This is a genomic window from Streptomyces sp. N50 (assembly GCF_033335955.1).
Lineage (GTDB): Bacteria > Actinomycetota > Actinomycetes > Streptomycetales > Streptomycetaceae > Streptomyces.
Window position 1 is genome coordinate 5,131,409 of the sequence record NZ_CP137549.1, and the last position, 14,539, is coordinate 5,145,947.

Genomic DNA, 14,539 nt, shown 5'->3' on the forward strand with positions numbered 1-14,539 from the left:
CGGAGGAGAGGCGCATGGACGCTTCGGTGGAGGCCGCCTTCGACGCGTTCGACGCTGCTGCCCCGGAGGGATGGCGCGTGGAGTTGATCGAAGGGAAGATCCACGTGGTGCCTCCGGCGAATGGGGAGCATGAGGAGATCGTGTCCGAGGTCACCGGGCAGGTCCGGGACCATCGAAAGGACTACGGCCGCTACACCGGTATCGGCCTGCACGTTCCGGACGCCTCTGTCACCGGCCAGGTCGTCCCCGACCTGGTGATCGCCCCGAAGGGCAGCTTCGCCGACGACCAGCGCTACCACGACCCCGCGCCCGTCGTCCTCGTCGGCGAGGTGACCTCCGAGTCCACCGCCGTCAACGACCGCGGTCCCAAACTGCGTGGCTACGCGCGCGCGGGCATCCCCTGCTACCTGCTGATCGACCGCGAGGCCGGGACGGTCATCGTCTACAGCGAGCCCGCCGAGGACCGCTACACCCGGGCCGCCGAGATCGAGATCTCCAAGACCGTGGCGCTGCCCGAGCCGCTCGGGTTCGACCTCGACACGAGCCAGTTCTGACCCGAGCGGCGGACCGGCCGCGCCTCGGCCCTGAAACCGTCTCAGCCCTGAAACCCGTTGAGCATTTCCGCGATGTGCCCTTCGGCCGTGGCCTTGTCGATGCCCAGGCCGTTGAGGACGCCCTCGCCGTTCTCGTGCTCCAGGAGGGCCAGCAGGATGTGTTCGGTGCCGATGTAGTTGTGGCCGAGGCGCAGGGCCTCGCGGAAGGTGAGTTCGAGGACCTTCTTGGCGTCGGGACCGTAGGGGACGAGCTCCGGGACCTCGTCGACGGCCGGGGGGAGCGCGGCGGTGGCGGCCTGGCGTACGGCGTCCAGGAGGATGTCCTGCGCGACGATCGCCCTGGCCGCCAGGCCGTCCGGTTCGGCGAGCAGGCCGAGAACCAGGTGCTCCGGGCGGCCCTCGGCGTTGCGGGCGGCGATGGCTTCGTTGTGGGCGGCCATCACCGTGTTGCGGGCGCGCGGGGTGTACCGGCCGAACCCCTGACTGGGATCGAGGTCCGCCGACTCCTTCGCCACGAAGCGCTTCTGCGCGGCCTGCCGGGTGACGCCCATGCTCTTGCCGATGTCGGTCCAGGAGGCGCCGGAACGCCGGGCCTGGTCCACGAAGTGGCCGATCAGATGGTCGGCCACGTCGCCCAGGTGGTCGGCGGCGATGACCGCGTCCTGGAGTTGGTCCAGGGGCGCGGGGTGGACCAGCTTGATGGCCGCGATGAGGTCGTCGAGACGTACGGATGAGGTGACGTTCGGGTTGGTCGTCATGTGTCAACCCTAGGTTGACAGTGCAGAGGTGTCAACCCTGAGTTGACACCTGTCCGGCAGATGAAGGCGAGGGCGTGATCAAGTAAAAGCAGGCCTGCGGAGATTTCGATAATGATAGATATGGAAGGTCGCCACCCCCGACACCCAGATACCCCGACACCCCCACCTCCCCAACGGAGTTCTCGTGCAAAAGGTCATCGATTACATAGAGGAACGCCGAGCGTCGTACGAAGGGCATGAATTCTTCACCGGATTATTGGCCGACGAGTCGCTCCCCGGCGAAAAGCGCCTGGCGTGGGGCCCCAGTGTGATTCCGTTCATCATGGGCTACTCCGACCTGAACAAGTACGTCTTCCGCAAGAGCGCCGAGGAAGCCGAACGCGACCAGTTGCAGGCCCTGCTCAACGCCCACACGTACGAGGAGGACTTCCACTGGCAGTGGATGCTGACCGACCTGGAGAAACTGGGCGCCGACGGCAAGATGCCCCTGTCGGACGCCACCCGCGTCCTGTGGAGCGCCGACTTCCAGCACTCCCGCCGCCTCGTCATGGAACTGGCCGCCCTCGCCGCCGACGCGCCGACGTACGCCGTCTTCGCCATGGTCGAATCCATCGAGGCGGTCTCCATCACCATCTTCACGCACTGCCGGGGAATCGCCCTGCGGGACGGCCGTGAATGCGAATTCTTCGGTACGAAGCATTACCTGGCGGAGGCGTCGCACAGCATCAAGTCACCGGAAGTCGAAGAAACGAGCCTGCCGTCCCTCGACGAGGCCCAGCGCGAGGAATCCAAGCGCATGGTGGACCGCACCTTCGCCCTTTTCGACGACTGGTCCGGCGCTCTCCTGCGATTCGCGCTCGACAACTCGGACCCCGACCGCACCTACGCGCGGGTGATCCAGCAGAGCAAGGACCTGCTGCCGGAAGCGGAAGCGGCGGCCGCGAGCGCCTTCTAGCCAGGGTGTGAACGGGCTACTTCATGAGTGACCCGGCGGCACCGGCCAGCAGCCAGTCCAGGCCGCGTTCGAAACTCGCCTCCGGGTCGTCGTTGTGGAGCAGCTCGGAGAAACCGGTCTCGGCGAGGTGGGGGAGCCCGCCGGCGTCGATCTGCTTCTGGACGTACTCCGTGGTGGCCGCGCGCCGGGCGGTGCCGGCCTCCTCGGTGGTCCGGCGCCGGATCCCGCCGGACAGCTCGGCCATCACATGCCCGAGCGTGAAGGTGTCGACCGCGAGGATCAGCGCGCGCAGCACGGCACTGTCGGCGTCCAACCCCCGTACCGCGGCGGCGGATTCGTCCATGCGCTTCAGTGACGCTGGGCCGACCGGGCACCCCGTGTCCCGGGTGGCCAGCAGCCACGGGTGGCGCAGCGCTGCGGCCCGGTTGGAGCGGGCGAGCACGCGCAACGCCTCGCGCCAGTCGGAGGGGACGTCCCCGACGAGCGTCTCCTCCGCGGCGGCGTCATGCATCAGCTCGAACAGATCGTCCTTGCTGTCGATGTGCGCGTAGAGGCTCATCGGCCGGGCCTTCAACTCCCCGGCGATCCGCCGGATGGAGACGGCGTCGAGCCCCTCACTGTCGGCGACCGCCATCGCGGCCCGCACGATCCGCTCCCGCGTGAGCGGCTGCGCCTTCGGCTTGGCGTCGCGCTCGGCCTCACGCAGCCAGATCGGCTCGCCGTGGTTCGGGGCGGGAGGTCGTTGTGTGGGCACGGTCCGAGTCTAAGGGTGCAGGGTACGGGGTACGTCTGATCGATACGCTGTACGGAACTCCGATACGCTGTATCGCACTCGGGCTCGGAGCCCCGCCCCGCACCGATGTCGCCGGCACAGGAGGAACACAGTGGAGACCAAGACCACGGACACCACGGACACCACGACCATCGAGTGCTACCGATTCGTAGAACCCGACCTGACCTCGGCGAACGGAGACGTGACCTGGCGGATCGGCGAATGGAACCGGACGACCGGGCCCGTCCGCTGCTGTGCGAACGGTCTGCACGCGTCCCCGACGCCGAGGGACTCCCTGCGCAACGTGTACGGCCGGCGCTGGTTCCTCGCGGAGGCGAGGGGTGAACTCTCGCGCCAGTCCCACAAGTTCGCGGCGAGCGAGATGCGCCTGGTGGAAGAGATACCGGCAGCGGTTCTACGACGTTTCGCGGTCCGGTGCGCGCAGGACGCCCTCGATCACCTGGAGCGGCGGCACCCCGTCGACGCCCGGGTCCGTCAGTGCCTCCAGGCCGCCGACGGCTTCCTGGACGGCACGCTCCACACAGCCGACCTGCTCGAAGCGCGCCGGGCCGCAGGCGGGTTGGTCGCCTCGGGCGCTCCCATCGGCGCGGACACGGGACGCGCCGTGGCCGCCACCATCGCCGCGTCCTGCGCCGCCGACGGGGACGCCGCCTCCTGGGCGTCCGCCGCGGCGGCAGCGGCGTACGCGGCTCATACCGCCGCCGATGCCATCGAGGCGGCCGAGGCCCTCGTAGCCGTATACGCGCCGGTGCACAACGTCGCGGCCGGCATCGCCGCCTCGCACACCGCCGACCGAGCCGCCACCGCAGCGCACACGGCCGCCGCAGCAGGCGCCGGCGCCCACGCCGCGGCCGTCGCGGCGGCCCGCGGCACCTACGCGGCCGACACGGCGGCCGACCCCTACTTCGCGGCGTTCTCGGAGTTCTCCACGCACCCCGCCGACACGCACTACCTGGCACAGAACACCGCGCTGCTCGGGCTGATCGGCGATGCGCGAGCAGTCCGCGCGTGATGACCGGAGGCGAGGTCGGCTCAGGGGCAACACCCTTGAGGGGAAGGGCAGTTCGCAGCCGCAGCCCCTACGGACCCGACCCCGCCCCCGACCTCCGCCTCACCCCCGCCGCAGCAACGGCGCGACCGCGTCCCGCAGTTGACCGACGTGCCCGTAGTGCAGTCCCGTCAGCCCCGCCTCCCGGGCCGCGACGACATGGCCGGCGGTGTCGTCGACGAACAGGCAGCGCTTCGGGTCGGCTCCGACGCGTCCGGCGGCCAGCTCGAAGACGCGCGGGTCCGGTTTGGCCACTCCGACGCGGGCCGTGTTGACCACCGCGTCGAACGCCTCGGCCAGGCCGACCGCCGCGAGGTAACTCTCCAGCCGGGTCGTGGCGTTGGACAGCAGGACCACGGGCACCGTGCGCCGGACCTCGGTGAGCAGGTCCATGACGTCGCGGTCGACCCGGCCGGTGAGCGCGGTCCACGCGGCCAGCAGGTCACGGGCCCGTTCGGCCGAGCCGCAGACGGGCGTCAGGTCGTCGGCGATCCGGGACCGCCACTCCTCGTCACTGAGCCGTCCCGTCACTGCGGCCCGCAGCAACTCGCCCTCGAACGCGGCCCCGGCCAGCGTCCCCTCGGCCAGCCCCCAGGCCCGGTCCAGCGCGGTCATCCCGTCCGGATCCCACACGTGCACGACCCCGTCGAAGTCGCACAGCACGGCGTCGAACGGCAGCGTCTCCATACGAACCGATCTTGCCAGGCGGGCCGAAGCCCCACTGGCCCAACGCCCTTACATTTGCGATGAGTTGGTTGTCCACAGGGTGTGGACGGACCGAGACGAGACCACCGGCCGGGCAGACCGGGCCCCGCCCCTCCCGGCGTCGTCGGAACGTACCCCGCCCCGTCTCCCCACCACCCCATGACACGATCAACCGGTGACCAGCAAGACCACCACCGTCGAGCGCGCCTTCGAGGCCGCCCTCTACGCCGACACCCACGACGCCCTCGACGCGGGTGCCTCGATCCTCGCCGCCGACCCCGCCGCGGACCCCGAACTCGCCCTCCGTGGAAGGGAGTTCGTGGCGTCGGCCTGGCGGCGCGGCTGGCAGCCCGCGGACGTCGTACGGCTGGTCCGGCGGGAGTTGGACGACGTACACGTACGACTGGTCTCGGCGCTGATCCGGGCGCAGGCGCCGGACGACCGGGCGCGCGGCCCCCGTTGGGCGGCGCAGCTCGACGAACTGACCGCCGAGGAGCCGCCCCGCACCGACCGTTTCACGCACGCCACCACCGTGCTGGAGCTGTACCGCCTGCTGCTGCGGCTGCCGAGCCTCGAACCCCTGGATGAACAGCGACCGCACGAGAACCGTCGGCCCGCCTCCCGCATGCTCACCCGGATCCGCGCGCTGCTCGCGAAGGCGGAGGCGACCGGGTTCCCGGAGGAGGCGGAGGCGCTGAGCGCCAAGGCGCAGGAGCTGATGGCGCGGCACAGTATCGACGAGGCGCTGCTCGACGCGCAGGCCCCGGCGAAGGACGCGCCCGGCGCGTGCCGGATCGGGGTCGAGGCGCCGTACGAGCAGGCGAAGGCGGTGCTGCTGGACGCGGTCGCCTGGGCGAACCACTGCCGGGCCGTCTGGAACGAGGCCTTCGGCTTCTCGACCGTCGTCGGGTTCGAGGGCGACCTGGAGGTGGTCGAGCTCCTCTATACGTCGCTGCTCGTGCAGGCCACCTCCGCGATGACCCGGGCGGAGGCGGCCCAGCGCGCGGGTGGCCGGCGGCGGACGAAGACCTTCCGGCAATCCTTCCTCGCGGCCTACGCCCACCGCATCGGGGACCGGCTGGCGCGGGCCGCCGGGACGCAGGTGACCGACGACCTGCTCCCGGTGCTCGCCACCCGCGAGGTCGCCGTCACCGACCGCGTCGACGCGATGTTCCCGGAGACGACCACGACCCGCCTGCGCGGCGTCACCGACGAGGCGGGCTGGACGGAGGGCGCCGAGGCGGCGGACCGGGCCCAGGTCAGGGCCCGGCCGCCCCTGGACTGACGAGAGGCCTGCGGGGGATCAGTCGCCGGCCTGCGTGAACGCGCTCACCGAGGCGTCCGAGTCGCTCACCGAGGTCTTGCCCTGGACGGGTCCGTACGACCACTTGTAGCTCGCGGTGTCGCTGCTGCCGGGCAGCGTGATGACCACCTTCGTCGCGGCCAGGCTCAGCTTGTCGCCCGCCTTGCCGCGCACGTAGGTGATGGTGAAGGAGGCCGCGTCGCCCTTGGCGAGCTTCAGCTTCTGCGCCTTGGCGCCCTTCTGGGTGGAGAGGACGACCTTGGTGTCGCCGGCCACCAGCGTGGCGCCCGCGAAGCCGTTCAGGTCGCACGGCTTGCTCTGGTTGGTGAGCGAGACGGGCACCTCACCGGTGTCACCGGCGGCCGGAGCGGTGCTCGCGGGCCCGACCTGGACGGCGACCCCGTCGAACGAGCAGGCCGACCCGTTCTTGCTGTCGGAGGAACCACCGCCGCTGCCACTGTCGCAGGCGGTCAGAAGCAGAGCCGACGCGAGTGCGGCGACGGCGAGGGGAATGGTGCGCATGAGGGGATCATCCCGCACCGGACCCCCCTCCGCAGACCGCCCCGCACCCCGGGAGCCACCCCGGACCCGCCTCGCCCCTACGATCCCAGGCTCGCCGTAGGCAGACCCGACGGCATCTTCCCGCCCTCGGCCCGCGTGTACGTCTCCTTGGCGGTACTCCCCGACCAGGTGACCGCGAGGCTCGACTTGCTGACGGAGTCGACCATTCCGGTCGTCCGGGTCTTGCTCTTGTCCGTGCACTTGAGGTGGATCATCCGCATCCCCGCCTCCTCACCGGCCGTCCCGTTGCACACGGTGCCACCGGTCGTGAACAGCGCGGCCTGCTTGCCGGTGACCACAAGGACCAGCGCCTTGCCGTCCGCCGTGGCGAGCCAGCTGCCCTGCAGCCCGTCGGACGCGGCCGACGGGCTGCTGCCGGAGCCGCCGGAGTCCGCCGTCGCGGTCGACGTCGCCGACGAGGACGCGCTCGGCGTGGACGAGGAGTCGTCCGAGGAGTCACCGCTGCACCCGGTCAGGACGAGCGCGCCCGCCAGCCCGGCGGCAGCCGCCGCCATCCGTACCGTCGACACCGTCGAAAACGCCGTAGTCACTGGTGGCTCCCAAGCTGTAGCGGGACGCGGACGGCCGCCCGGCCGGCCTTGGCCTCGGCCCTGGCCGGAACGACCGCAGCAAGCTACCAGGGGTTACCAGGAGGACTTGCGGACGCCGGGTAGGTATCCGCTGTGAGCCTGGCCGCGCAGGTTCACCCGGGACAGCCCGAAGGCGCGGAAATAGCCCCGGGGCCGCCCGTCGACCTGGTCGCGGTTGCGCACCCGGGTGGCGCTCGCGTCGCGCGGCTGGCGGCTCAACTCCCGCTGCGCGGCGGCCCGTTCGGCCTCCGTCGAACCGACCCGCCGGACGATCTCCTTCAGCTCGGCCCGCCGCGCCGCGTACCGCGCGACGATCTTCCGCCGCTGCTCGTTCTTCGCGATCTTGCTCTTCTTCGCCATCAGATCCTCACCCCGCGCTCGCGGATCCGGGCCACGGCCGCCTCGACGCCGATCGCGTCCACGGTCTTGATCCCCTTCGCGCTCAGCCGCAGCCGTACGTACCGGCCCTCGCCGGGCAGCCAGTAGCGCTTGGACTGGATGTTCGGGTCGAAGCGGCGCGAGGTGCGCCGGTGGGAGTGGGAGATGCGGTTGCCGAAGCCGGGCTGTGCGCCGGTCAGCATGCAGTGGGCGGACACGAGTGACGTACCTCTCCTCGATCGGGGTCGTAGCCGGTGCTGCTAATGGAATTCATTTTCAGTAAGGTATCAGTCATGGCACGCAACGAACTCCGCCCGGTCATCAAGCTCAGGTCCACGGCCGGCACCGGCTACACCTACGTGACCCGCAAGAACCGCAGGAACAACCCCGACCGCCTGGTCCTGCGCAAGTACGACCCGGCCGCCGGCCGCCACGTCGACTTCCGAGAGGAGCGCTGACCGAGATGCGCGAGAACATCCACCCGCCCTACGGCCCGGTCGTCTTCCGGGACCGCGCCGCGCGCCACGCCTTCCTCACCCGCTCCACTCTGACGAGCACGAAGACGATCGAGTGGGAGGACGGTCACACCTACCCCGTCGTGGACGTCGAGATCTCGAACGTCAGCCACCCCTTCTACACCGGCACGGCCCGCGTCCTGGACACGGCCGGCCGCGTGGAGCGCTTCGAGCGCCGCTACGGGAAGCAGGCCTGACGGTGTCCGACCTCTCCGTCGCGATCGTCGCCGGCCTGCACGCCGACGCCCGCCGAGCGACCGTCGCCCAACTCCTCCACGACGTCCCCGGCAGCGTCGTACTCCACCACGACCTCGCTACGGCGACTGCCGGCACGGTCGTCCGCACGATCAGGGACGCCACCGGCATCGTCGACGCGGGCGAGACCCCCCTCGTCAACGACTGCGCGTGCTGCGCCCTGCGCGAGGACCTGGTCCCGGAGCTCCGCCGACTGGCCAGGACCGGTCAAGTCCGGCTGGCGATAGTCGAGTTGTGGGACTCCGTCGAACCCAAGGCGATGGCCGAGGTGATCACCTCCGGCGGCCTCACGGTCACCGCCGTCATCACCGCCGTGGACCCGTCCCTGCTCCTCCCGTACCTCGGCAACGGCGACGACCTCGCCACGGCCGGCCTCGCGGCGGCGGCCACGGACGAACGCACGATCGCGGACACCTTCGCCCGCCAACTGGAGTACGCCCCCGTCCTCACCGTCCTCCACTCGGACGAGGCCGACGACGAAGACCGCGAGCTACTGGCCCAGCTGCACCCGACGGCCCACCAAGTCCCGGTCGGGGGAACCGACTTGCCGAGAGGCGGAGGTGCCCAGGACAACACCCTCACCCCCAACCCCCCAGGGGCGCGGGGAACTGCGCGCCCAGCCCCGACAGACCCGCACCCCGCACACAACCCCACGAGCACCCCGCCCCCCGCTTCCACCCCATCCACCCCCAACCCCCCAGGGGCGCGGGGAACTGCGCGACCGGCCCCCACCGACCCGCACTCCGCACACAACCCCAACCACCCACCCCCGACCCGGCCCCCCGCCAACCCCCCACGCAGCGTCCTCGCCCGCGCAGCCCTCGCCGGTTTCGACGTGGACGCCGCAGCCGCAGCCCAACACCCCGCCTGCGCCCTGCTCCCCGTCGAGGCCGACGCCCACGGCGTCACCACTCTCGTCTGGCACCGGCGCCGCCCCTTCCACCCGGAGCGCCTGTATGCCGCACTAGAGGACATCACCTGCGCCGCCGCCCGCAGCCGAGGCCGCTTCTGGCTCGCGGACAAGCCCGACTCGCTCCTGCACTGGGACGCGGCCGGCGGAGCCCTCTGCGTGGAGAGCGCGGGCCCGTGGCTGGCCTCATTGCCGGACGCGGCCTGGGAGTTGGTGCCACCGGTACGCCGCGCAGCCGCCGCGCTCGACTGGCACCCGGAGCACGGCGACTGCTGCCAGCACCTCGTCTTCACCTCCCCCGGCCTCGACCGCGACGGACTCGAACTGCTCCTGGAGTCCTGCCTGTTGACCGACACCGAGTACGCCGCGGGCCGTAGCGCCTGGAAACGCATCCCGTCCGCCTTCGACACCCTTCTGGAGATCTGACCGTGCCCCGCAAGCCCGACCTCAAGTCCGCGCGCCGACCCGCCAAGTCCCGTCGTAATCCCCTGGATTCGGCCGGAGTGACGTACATCGACTACAAGGACACCGCCCTGCTGCGCACCTTCGTCTCCGACCGCGGCAAGATCCGCAGCCGCCGCGTCACGGGCGTATCGGCGCGGCAGCAGCGGCAGTTGGCGGCCGCGATCAAGAACGCCCGGGAGATGGCATTGTTGCCGTACTCGACCCGATAGCCGCCCGCATGGAACACAAGGGCCCCCGTACACGTCTTCCCTAGTACATGTCCTGCCCGGTCCTGGGCAGACGCTGGAACGGCATCGGTAAAGCAGTCGTCAAAGCTGTAACCGGAGGACCACACCCCGTGCACGTGCATCTGCTCATGCATCTGCACATGAACAGGGCTATGATCCGGAACAGTTGACCACTGCATCAATGGCCACACCAGCCAGTGCACAACCGGGAGCGACCTGTGGACCACCGCGTTGACAGCGTGTACTTGGGGTTCGACGTGTACAACGGCATGGCTGCCACGCAGCTGGACGGAGTGGCCTGGCAGAAGAGCCGGCACAGCAACTCGCAGGGGTCCTGCGTGGAGTTCGCGCGCCTGCCCGGCGGCGACGTCGCGGTGCGCAACTCGCGCTTCCCCGACGGCCCGGCGCTCGTCTACACCCGCGCCGAGATCGAGGCGATGCTCCTGGGCATCAAGGACGGCGAGTTCGACCACCTGATAGCGGGATAGCGGGACACCGCGCCGACCTGCGAAAACAGCGGCAACGCGCGTAGAACCGCGGCCTCAAAAAAGAGCCGCGGTTCGTCACGCGTTGTTCTGCGCGGGGTCGCCCTGGAGCCGGAACAGCGCCCAGACCACCTTGCCGCTGAGCGTCCCCGCCAGCGGGTGCCAGCCCCAGCCGTCGGCGAACGAGTCGACGAGGAACAGGCCGCGGCCCGACTCCGCCGAGAAGTCCTCCGACTCACAGGCGATGGGACTGTCGTGACTGGGGTCGCGCACGGCGCACACCAGCCGCTCGGTCCAGCGCATCAGATGCAGCCGCACGGGCGGGTTCTGCTCCGGGACGCGTGGGGTGTTCGCCGGCAGCGCGTGCCGCAGCGCGTTGGTGACCAACTCGGAGACGACCAGACAGACGTCGTCGAAGCGGTCGCCTATGTCCCACTGGTCGAGTGTGCGGCGGGTGAACTGCCGTGCCTCGCGCACCGCTTCGTAGCGGGCGGCCAGAGCACACGACGCGGCGCTGGACACGGCCGAAGGGTCCAGCGGCGGAAGGCCCTGCCGTAACGGCTCGAGCATGGTCGATCCATTCGTCCCCATGCGAGGCACTCCCGGGAATTCGCGGTCGTTGCGATGCAGCGGTGGCGCGAGACCATGGTTTCGGATGCGTAGGGCAGATGCAAGGGCAGATGCACGTGCAGCTGACCGAATTGGACCCTCCCGTACCGCTTGTTGGCCATTTTTTCCGCCAACTTCGCGCCGATCTCGGCCCTGGACCTTGCTTCTTCCTGACGTCTTCCTGACAACTTCCTGTGAACGGGCGCCCCTTCTTTCCATTTCTGTAACCGAACGAGTACTGCTCGAAGTGTTTTAGTGGCAGACTGCGGCCCCTGAAGACGGTTGGGGAGGCTGGCGAACGTGAGCGCGGGAGAGCCCGGATCGGTGGTGCGGCGGATGCTGCTCGGCTCGCAACTCAGGCGACTGCGGGAAGCACGTGGGATCACCCGAGAGGCGGCGGGGTACTCGATCCGCGCTTCCGAATCCAAGATCAGTCGCATGGAGCTGGGGCGAGTGAGCTTCAAGACCCGGGACGTCGAGGACCTGTTGACGCTGTACGGCATCACGGACGAGGCGGAGCGCATCTCACTCCTCTCCCTCGCGAAGGAGGCCAACGTAGCGGGCTGGTGGCACAGTTACTCCGACGTCCTGCCCAGTTGGTTCCCCACCTATGTGGGCCTGGAGGGCGCCGCCTCCCTCATCCGCGTCTACGAGGTGCAGTTCGTCCACGGACTCCTCCAGACCGAGGCCTACGCCCGCGCGGTCGTCCGGCGCGGCATGAAGGGCGCGAGCGAGGCGGACGTGGAGCGCCGGGTGGCGCTGCGCCTTGAGCGGCAGAAGTACCTGGTGAACGAGAACGCCCCCGACTTCCACATCGTCCTGGACGAGGCCGCCCTGCGCCGCCCGTACGGCGACCGCGAGGTCATGCGCGGGCAGCTCCAGCATCTGATCGAGGTCTCCGAGCACCCGAACGTCCGCCTCCAGGTGATGCCGTTCGGCTTCGGCGGGCACGCGGGTGAGTCCGGGGCCTTCACGATCCTGTCGTTCCCGGAGTCCGACCTCTCGGACGTCGTCTATCTGGAGCAGTTGACCAGCGCGCTGTATCTCGACAAGGCCGAGGACGTGGCCCAGTACGAGAAGGCGCTGAAGGAGCTCCAGCAGGACAGCCCGGGCCCGGACGAGAGCCGGGATCTTCTCCGGGGACTGCTCCAACTCTCTTGAAACACAAGTACGATGACGTGTGATCAGACCGTGATGATCGTGATCGTGATGCATGGTCCGGTCTGCTTTTGATCGTGTCTGCCAATTGATCGTGTCTGCTGACGATTGAGCGATTGAGGGATCACATGTCGTCCTACTTCACCGACCTGGCTCAGCAGTACATCGACGGTGAGTGGCGCCCGGGCACCGGCTCCTGGGACATCATCGACTTCAACCCGTACGACGGCGAGAAGCTCGCGTCGATCACGATAGCCACGGTCGACGAGGTCGACGAGGCGTACAAGGCGGCCGCCCGCGCCCAGAAGACATGGGCCGCGACCAACCCCTACGCCCGCCGTGCCGTGTTCGAGAAGGCCCTGCGGATCATCGAGGACCGCGAGCAGGAGATCTCCGAGGTGATCGTCGCCGAACTCGGCGGCACCTTCCTGAAGGCCGGCTTCGAGCTGCACCTCGTCAAGGAGTTCCTCCGCGAGGCGATCCACCTCGCGCTGCGCCCCCAGGGCCGGATCATCCCCTCGCCGGTCGACGGCAAGGAGAACCGCGTCTACACCGTCCCGGTGGGCGTGGTCGGCGTGATCAGCCCCTTCAACTTCCCGCTCCTGCTCTCCCTCAAGTCGGTAGCCCCCGCACTGGCGTTGGGCAACGGCGTGGTCCTCAAGCCGCACCAGAACACCCCGATCGTCGGCGGTTCCCTGGTCGCGAAGATCTTCGAGGACGCGGGTCTGCCGGGCGGTCTCCTGAACGTCGTCATCACGGACATCGCGGAGATCGGCGACGCGTTCATCGAGCACCCGATCCCGAAGGTCATCTCCTTCACCGGTTCCGACAAGGTCGGCCGCCACGTCGCGACCGTCTGCGCCTCGCGCTTCAAGCGCTCGGTGCTCGAACTCGGCGGCAACAGCGCGATCGTGGTCCTCGACGACGCCGACATCGACTACGCGGTCGACGCGGCGGTCTTCAGCCGCTACGTCCACCAGGGCCAGGTCTGCATGGCCGCGAACCGTGTCCTCGTCGACCGGTCGATCCGGGACGAGTTCACCGAGAAGTTCGTCGCCAAGGTCAAGTCCCTCAAGGTCGGCGACCCGCGCGACCCGCAGACGGTCATCGGGCCGGTCATCAACTCCTCGCAGGCGGACGCCCTTTCGGGTGTCGTCGAGCAGGCGATCGCCGAGGGCGCGACGGCGCTGGTCCACGGCACGACCACCGACAACCTGGTCGCCCCCTCGGTCCTCACCGACGTCCCCGCCGGCTCGGACCTGCTCCGCCAGGAGGTCTTCGGCCCGGTCGCCTTCCTCATCCCGTTCGACGGCGAGGAGGAGGCGGTGAGCATCGTCAACGACACGCCGTACGGCCTCAGCGGCGCGGTCCACACCGGTGACATCGAGCGCGGCGTGAACTTCGCCAAGCAGATCGACACGGGCATGTTCCACGTCAACGACGGCACCGTCCACGACGAGCCGATCGTCCCCTTCGGCGGCGAGAAGGCCTCGGGCCTGGGCCGCCTCAACGGCGAGTCGATGCTGGACGCGTTCACCAGCCTGAAGTGGATCTCGGTGCAGCACGGGCGGAGCGGGTTCCCGTTCTAGACATGTGCTTCCTGCGGGCCATTGAGGACAGAACCTGACCTCGATGGCCCGTAGCTTCGTCCGTGTCGGGCAGGGGGACGGGCCTCCTGCCGGCACCGGCGAAAGGCGAAGGCCATGGTCACGCATGTACCCGCGGACACACAGGGCGACGAGCGCGGGTCGCTGCTCACGTTCATCGAGGACCAACGGGGCGGTATCCGCAGGGCGTTGCTCGGGCTGACCGAGGAACAGGCCGCGAGCAGGCCGAGCGCGAGCGGGCTCTCCCTCGCCGGGCTGCTGAAGCATGTCGCCGACGTCGAGCAGGGCTGGATCGCGCGGGCGAAGCAGGAGCCGCCGGCGGTTCAGCGGGACCAGACCAACTGGCACGAGACGTTCCAGTTGGTCGGCGACGAGACCGTCGAGTCGCAGCTCGCGTACTGGGAGAAGGTCGCCGCCGAGACCGAGGCGTACATCCGCTCGGTGCCCAGCCTGGACGACACCTTCCCGGTGCCGAGTGAGCCCTGGTTCCCGCCGGAGGGGCGCGTCTCCGTGCGCTGGCTCTGTCTGCACCTGATCCGCGAGACCGCCCGGCACGCCGGCCATGCCGACATCATCCGCGAGTCCCTCGACGGCGCCACGGCCTACGAGCTGGTCATGAAGGAACGGGGCGCGACCGGGGGCTGACCTCGCGGGTTCTACGCT

General features: G+C 69.7%; 20 protein-coding genes. 12 read left to right on the plus strand and 8 right to left on the minus strand.

All coding sequences use genetic code 11. The annotated features are described in order from the left end of the window. The first annotated feature begins 14 nt into the window (after nucleotides 1-14). Nucleotides 15-554 (plus strand): Uma2 family endonuclease, encoded by a 540-nt coding sequence (locus tag R2B38_RS22965; RefSeq protein ID WP_318017942.1) that lies wholly within the window; start codon nucleotides 15-17, stop codon nucleotides 552-554. Between the two features lie 41 nt (nucleotides 555-595). Here the strand turns inward: R2B38_RS22965 and R2B38_RS22970 are convergent, their stop codons facing one another. Continuing rightward, nucleotides 596-1,312, minus strand: coding sequence for a Clp protease N-terminal domain-containing protein (locus R2B38_RS22970; protein WP_318017943.1), 717 nt, complete (start codon nucleotides 1,310-1,312; stop codon nucleotides 596-598). Between the two features lie 184 nt (nucleotides 1,313-1,496). On the opposite strand from R2B38_RS22970, the gene R2B38_RS22975 reads away from it, so the two are divergent. Further along, nucleotides 1,497-2,267: a hypothetical protein gene (locus tag R2B38_RS22975; protein WP_318017944.1), complete on the plus strand. Its 771-nt coding sequence runs from the start codon at nucleotides 1,497-1,499 to the stop codon at nucleotides 2,265-2,267. A 16-nt stretch (nucleotides 2,268-2,283) separates the two neighbouring features. Here R2B38_RS22975 and R2B38_RS22980 read toward each other — a convergent pair whose 3' ends face one another. Next, entirely contained in the window at nucleotides 2,284-3,021 is a 738-nt protein-coding gene (locus tag R2B38_RS22980; protein ID WP_318017945.1) for a TetR/AcrR family transcriptional regulator, read from the minus strand. Nucleotides 3,022-3,151: 130 nt separating this feature from the next. On the opposite strand from R2B38_RS22980, the gene R2B38_RS22985 reads away from it, so the two are divergent. After that, nucleotides 3,152-4,072, plus strand: a complete 921-nt coding sequence (locus tag R2B38_RS22985) for a hypothetical protein (protein ID WP_318017946.1) — start codon at nucleotides 3,152-3,154, stop codon at nucleotides 4,070-4,072. 99 nt (nucleotides 4,073-4,171) lie between these two features. On the opposite strand, the gene R2B38_RS22990 is transcribed toward R2B38_RS22985, so the two are convergent. Continuing rightward, the gene (locus R2B38_RS22990) at nucleotides 4,172-4,795 is read right to left on the minus strand and encodes an HAD-IA family hydrolase (protein ID WP_318017947.1); all 624 of its coding nucleotides are present in this window, start codon (nucleotides 4,793-4,795) and stop codon (nucleotides 4,172-4,174) included. Between the two features lie 193 nt (nucleotides 4,796-4,988). On the opposite strand from R2B38_RS22990, the gene R2B38_RS22995 reads away from it, so the two are divergent. After that, a complete protein-coding gene (locus R2B38_RS22995; protein WP_318017948.1) occupies nucleotides 4,989-6,098 on the plus strand; it encodes a DUF2786 domain-containing protein in 1,110 nt (369 codons plus the stop codon). Between the two features lie 18 nt (nucleotides 6,099-6,116). On the opposite strand, the gene R2B38_RS23000 is transcribed toward R2B38_RS22995, so the two are convergent. The 4 genes from R2B38_RS23000 to rpmB all read right to left on the minus strand — a co-directional run bounded on the left by R2B38_RS23000 (nucleotide 6,117) and on the right by rpmB (nucleotide 7,863). Continuing rightward, nucleotides 6,117-6,638, minus strand: a complete 522-nt coding sequence (locus R2B38_RS23000; RefSeq protein ID WP_318017949.1) for a DUF4232 domain-containing protein — start codon at nucleotides 6,636-6,638, stop codon at nucleotides 6,117-6,119. A 77-nt stretch (nucleotides 6,639-6,715) separates the two neighbouring features. Next, nucleotides 6,716-7,192, minus strand: coding sequence for a hypothetical protein (locus R2B38_RS23005; protein ID WP_318021766.1), 477 nt, complete (start codon nucleotides 7,190-7,192; stop codon nucleotides 6,716-6,718). Nucleotides 7,193-7,321: 129 nt separating this feature from the next. After that, complete coding sequence (rpsN, locus tag R2B38_RS23010; protein WP_318017950.1) at nucleotides 7,322-7,627, minus strand: 30S ribosomal protein S14; 306 nt, start codon at nucleotides 7,625-7,627, stop codon at nucleotides 7,322-7,324. After that, the gene (rpmB, locus tag R2B38_RS23015) at nucleotides 7,627-7,863 is read right to left on the minus strand and encodes a 50S ribosomal protein L28 (protein WP_318017951.1); all 237 of its coding nucleotides are present in this window, start codon (nucleotides 7,861-7,863) and stop codon (nucleotides 7,627-7,629) included. The genes rpsN and rpmB overlap by 1 nt, the downstream gene beginning before the upstream one ends. Before the next feature lie 75 nt (nucleotides 7,864-7,938). Here rpmB and rpmG point away from each other — a divergent pair, with 75 nt between their 5' ends. From rpmG to R2B38_RS23040, 5 genes are all read left to right on the plus strand, one after another. Continuing rightward, nucleotides 7,939-8,103 (plus strand): 50S ribosomal protein L33, encoded by a 165-nt coding sequence (gene rpmG, locus R2B38_RS23020; protein ID WP_033287272.1) that lies wholly within the window; start codon nucleotides 7,939-7,941, stop codon nucleotides 8,101-8,103. A gap of 5 nt (nucleotides 8,104-8,108) precedes the next feature. Continuing rightward, nucleotides 8,109-8,357, plus strand: a complete 249-nt coding sequence (locus R2B38_RS23025) for a type B 50S ribosomal protein L31 (protein ID WP_033287271.1) — start codon at nucleotides 8,109-8,111, stop codon at nucleotides 8,355-8,357. Nucleotides 8,358-8,359: 2 nt separating this feature from the next. Beyond that, entirely contained in the window at nucleotides 8,360-9,751 is a 1,392-nt protein-coding gene (locus tag R2B38_RS23030; protein ID WP_318017952.1) for a GTP-binding protein, read from the plus strand. A 2-nt stretch (nucleotides 9,752-9,753) separates the two neighbouring features. Then, nucleotides 9,754-9,999 carry a 30S ribosomal protein S18 gene (gene rpsR / locus R2B38_RS23035; protein ID WP_318017953.1) on the plus strand — a complete coding sequence of 82 codons (246 nt, stop codon included), beginning with the start codon at nucleotides 9,754-9,756 and terminating at the stop codon, nucleotides 9,997-9,999. 287 nt (nucleotides 10,000-10,286) lie between these two features. Beyond that, the gene (locus tag R2B38_RS23040; RefSeq protein ID WP_051105974.1) at nucleotides 10,287-10,505 is read left to right on the plus strand and encodes a DUF397 domain-containing protein; all 219 of its coding nucleotides are present in this window, start codon (nucleotides 10,287-10,289) and stop codon (nucleotides 10,503-10,505) included. A 75-nt stretch (nucleotides 10,506-10,580) separates the two neighbouring features. Here the strand turns inward: R2B38_RS23040 and R2B38_RS23045 are convergent, their stop codons facing one another. Then, complete coding sequence (locus tag R2B38_RS23045; protein ID WP_318017954.1) at nucleotides 10,581-11,093, minus strand: ATP-binding protein; 513 nt, start codon at nucleotides 11,091-11,093, stop codon at nucleotides 10,581-10,583. A 354-nt stretch (nucleotides 11,094-11,447) separates the two neighbouring features. On the opposite strand from R2B38_RS23045, the gene R2B38_RS23050 reads away from it, so the two are divergent. From R2B38_RS23050 to R2B38_RS23060, 3 genes are all read left to right on the plus strand, one after another. Beyond that, nucleotides 11,448-12,272 carry a helix-turn-helix domain-containing protein gene (locus R2B38_RS23050; RefSeq protein WP_051801610.1) on the plus strand — a complete coding sequence of 275 codons (825 nt, stop codon included), beginning with the start codon at nucleotides 11,448-11,450 and terminating at the stop codon, nucleotides 12,270-12,272. A gap of 125 nt (nucleotides 12,273-12,397) precedes the next feature. After that, complete coding sequence (locus R2B38_RS23055; RefSeq protein WP_318017955.1) at nucleotides 12,398-13,858, plus strand: aldehyde dehydrogenase family protein; 1,461 nt, start codon at nucleotides 12,398-12,400, stop codon at nucleotides 13,856-13,858. Nucleotides 13,859-13,972: 114 nt separating this feature from the next. Further along, nucleotides 13,973-14,521, plus strand: coding sequence for a DinB family protein (locus tag R2B38_RS23060; RefSeq protein WP_318017956.1), 549 nt, complete (start codon nucleotides 13,973-13,975; stop codon nucleotides 14,519-14,521). Nucleotides 14,522-14,539 lie beyond the last annotated feature (18 nt).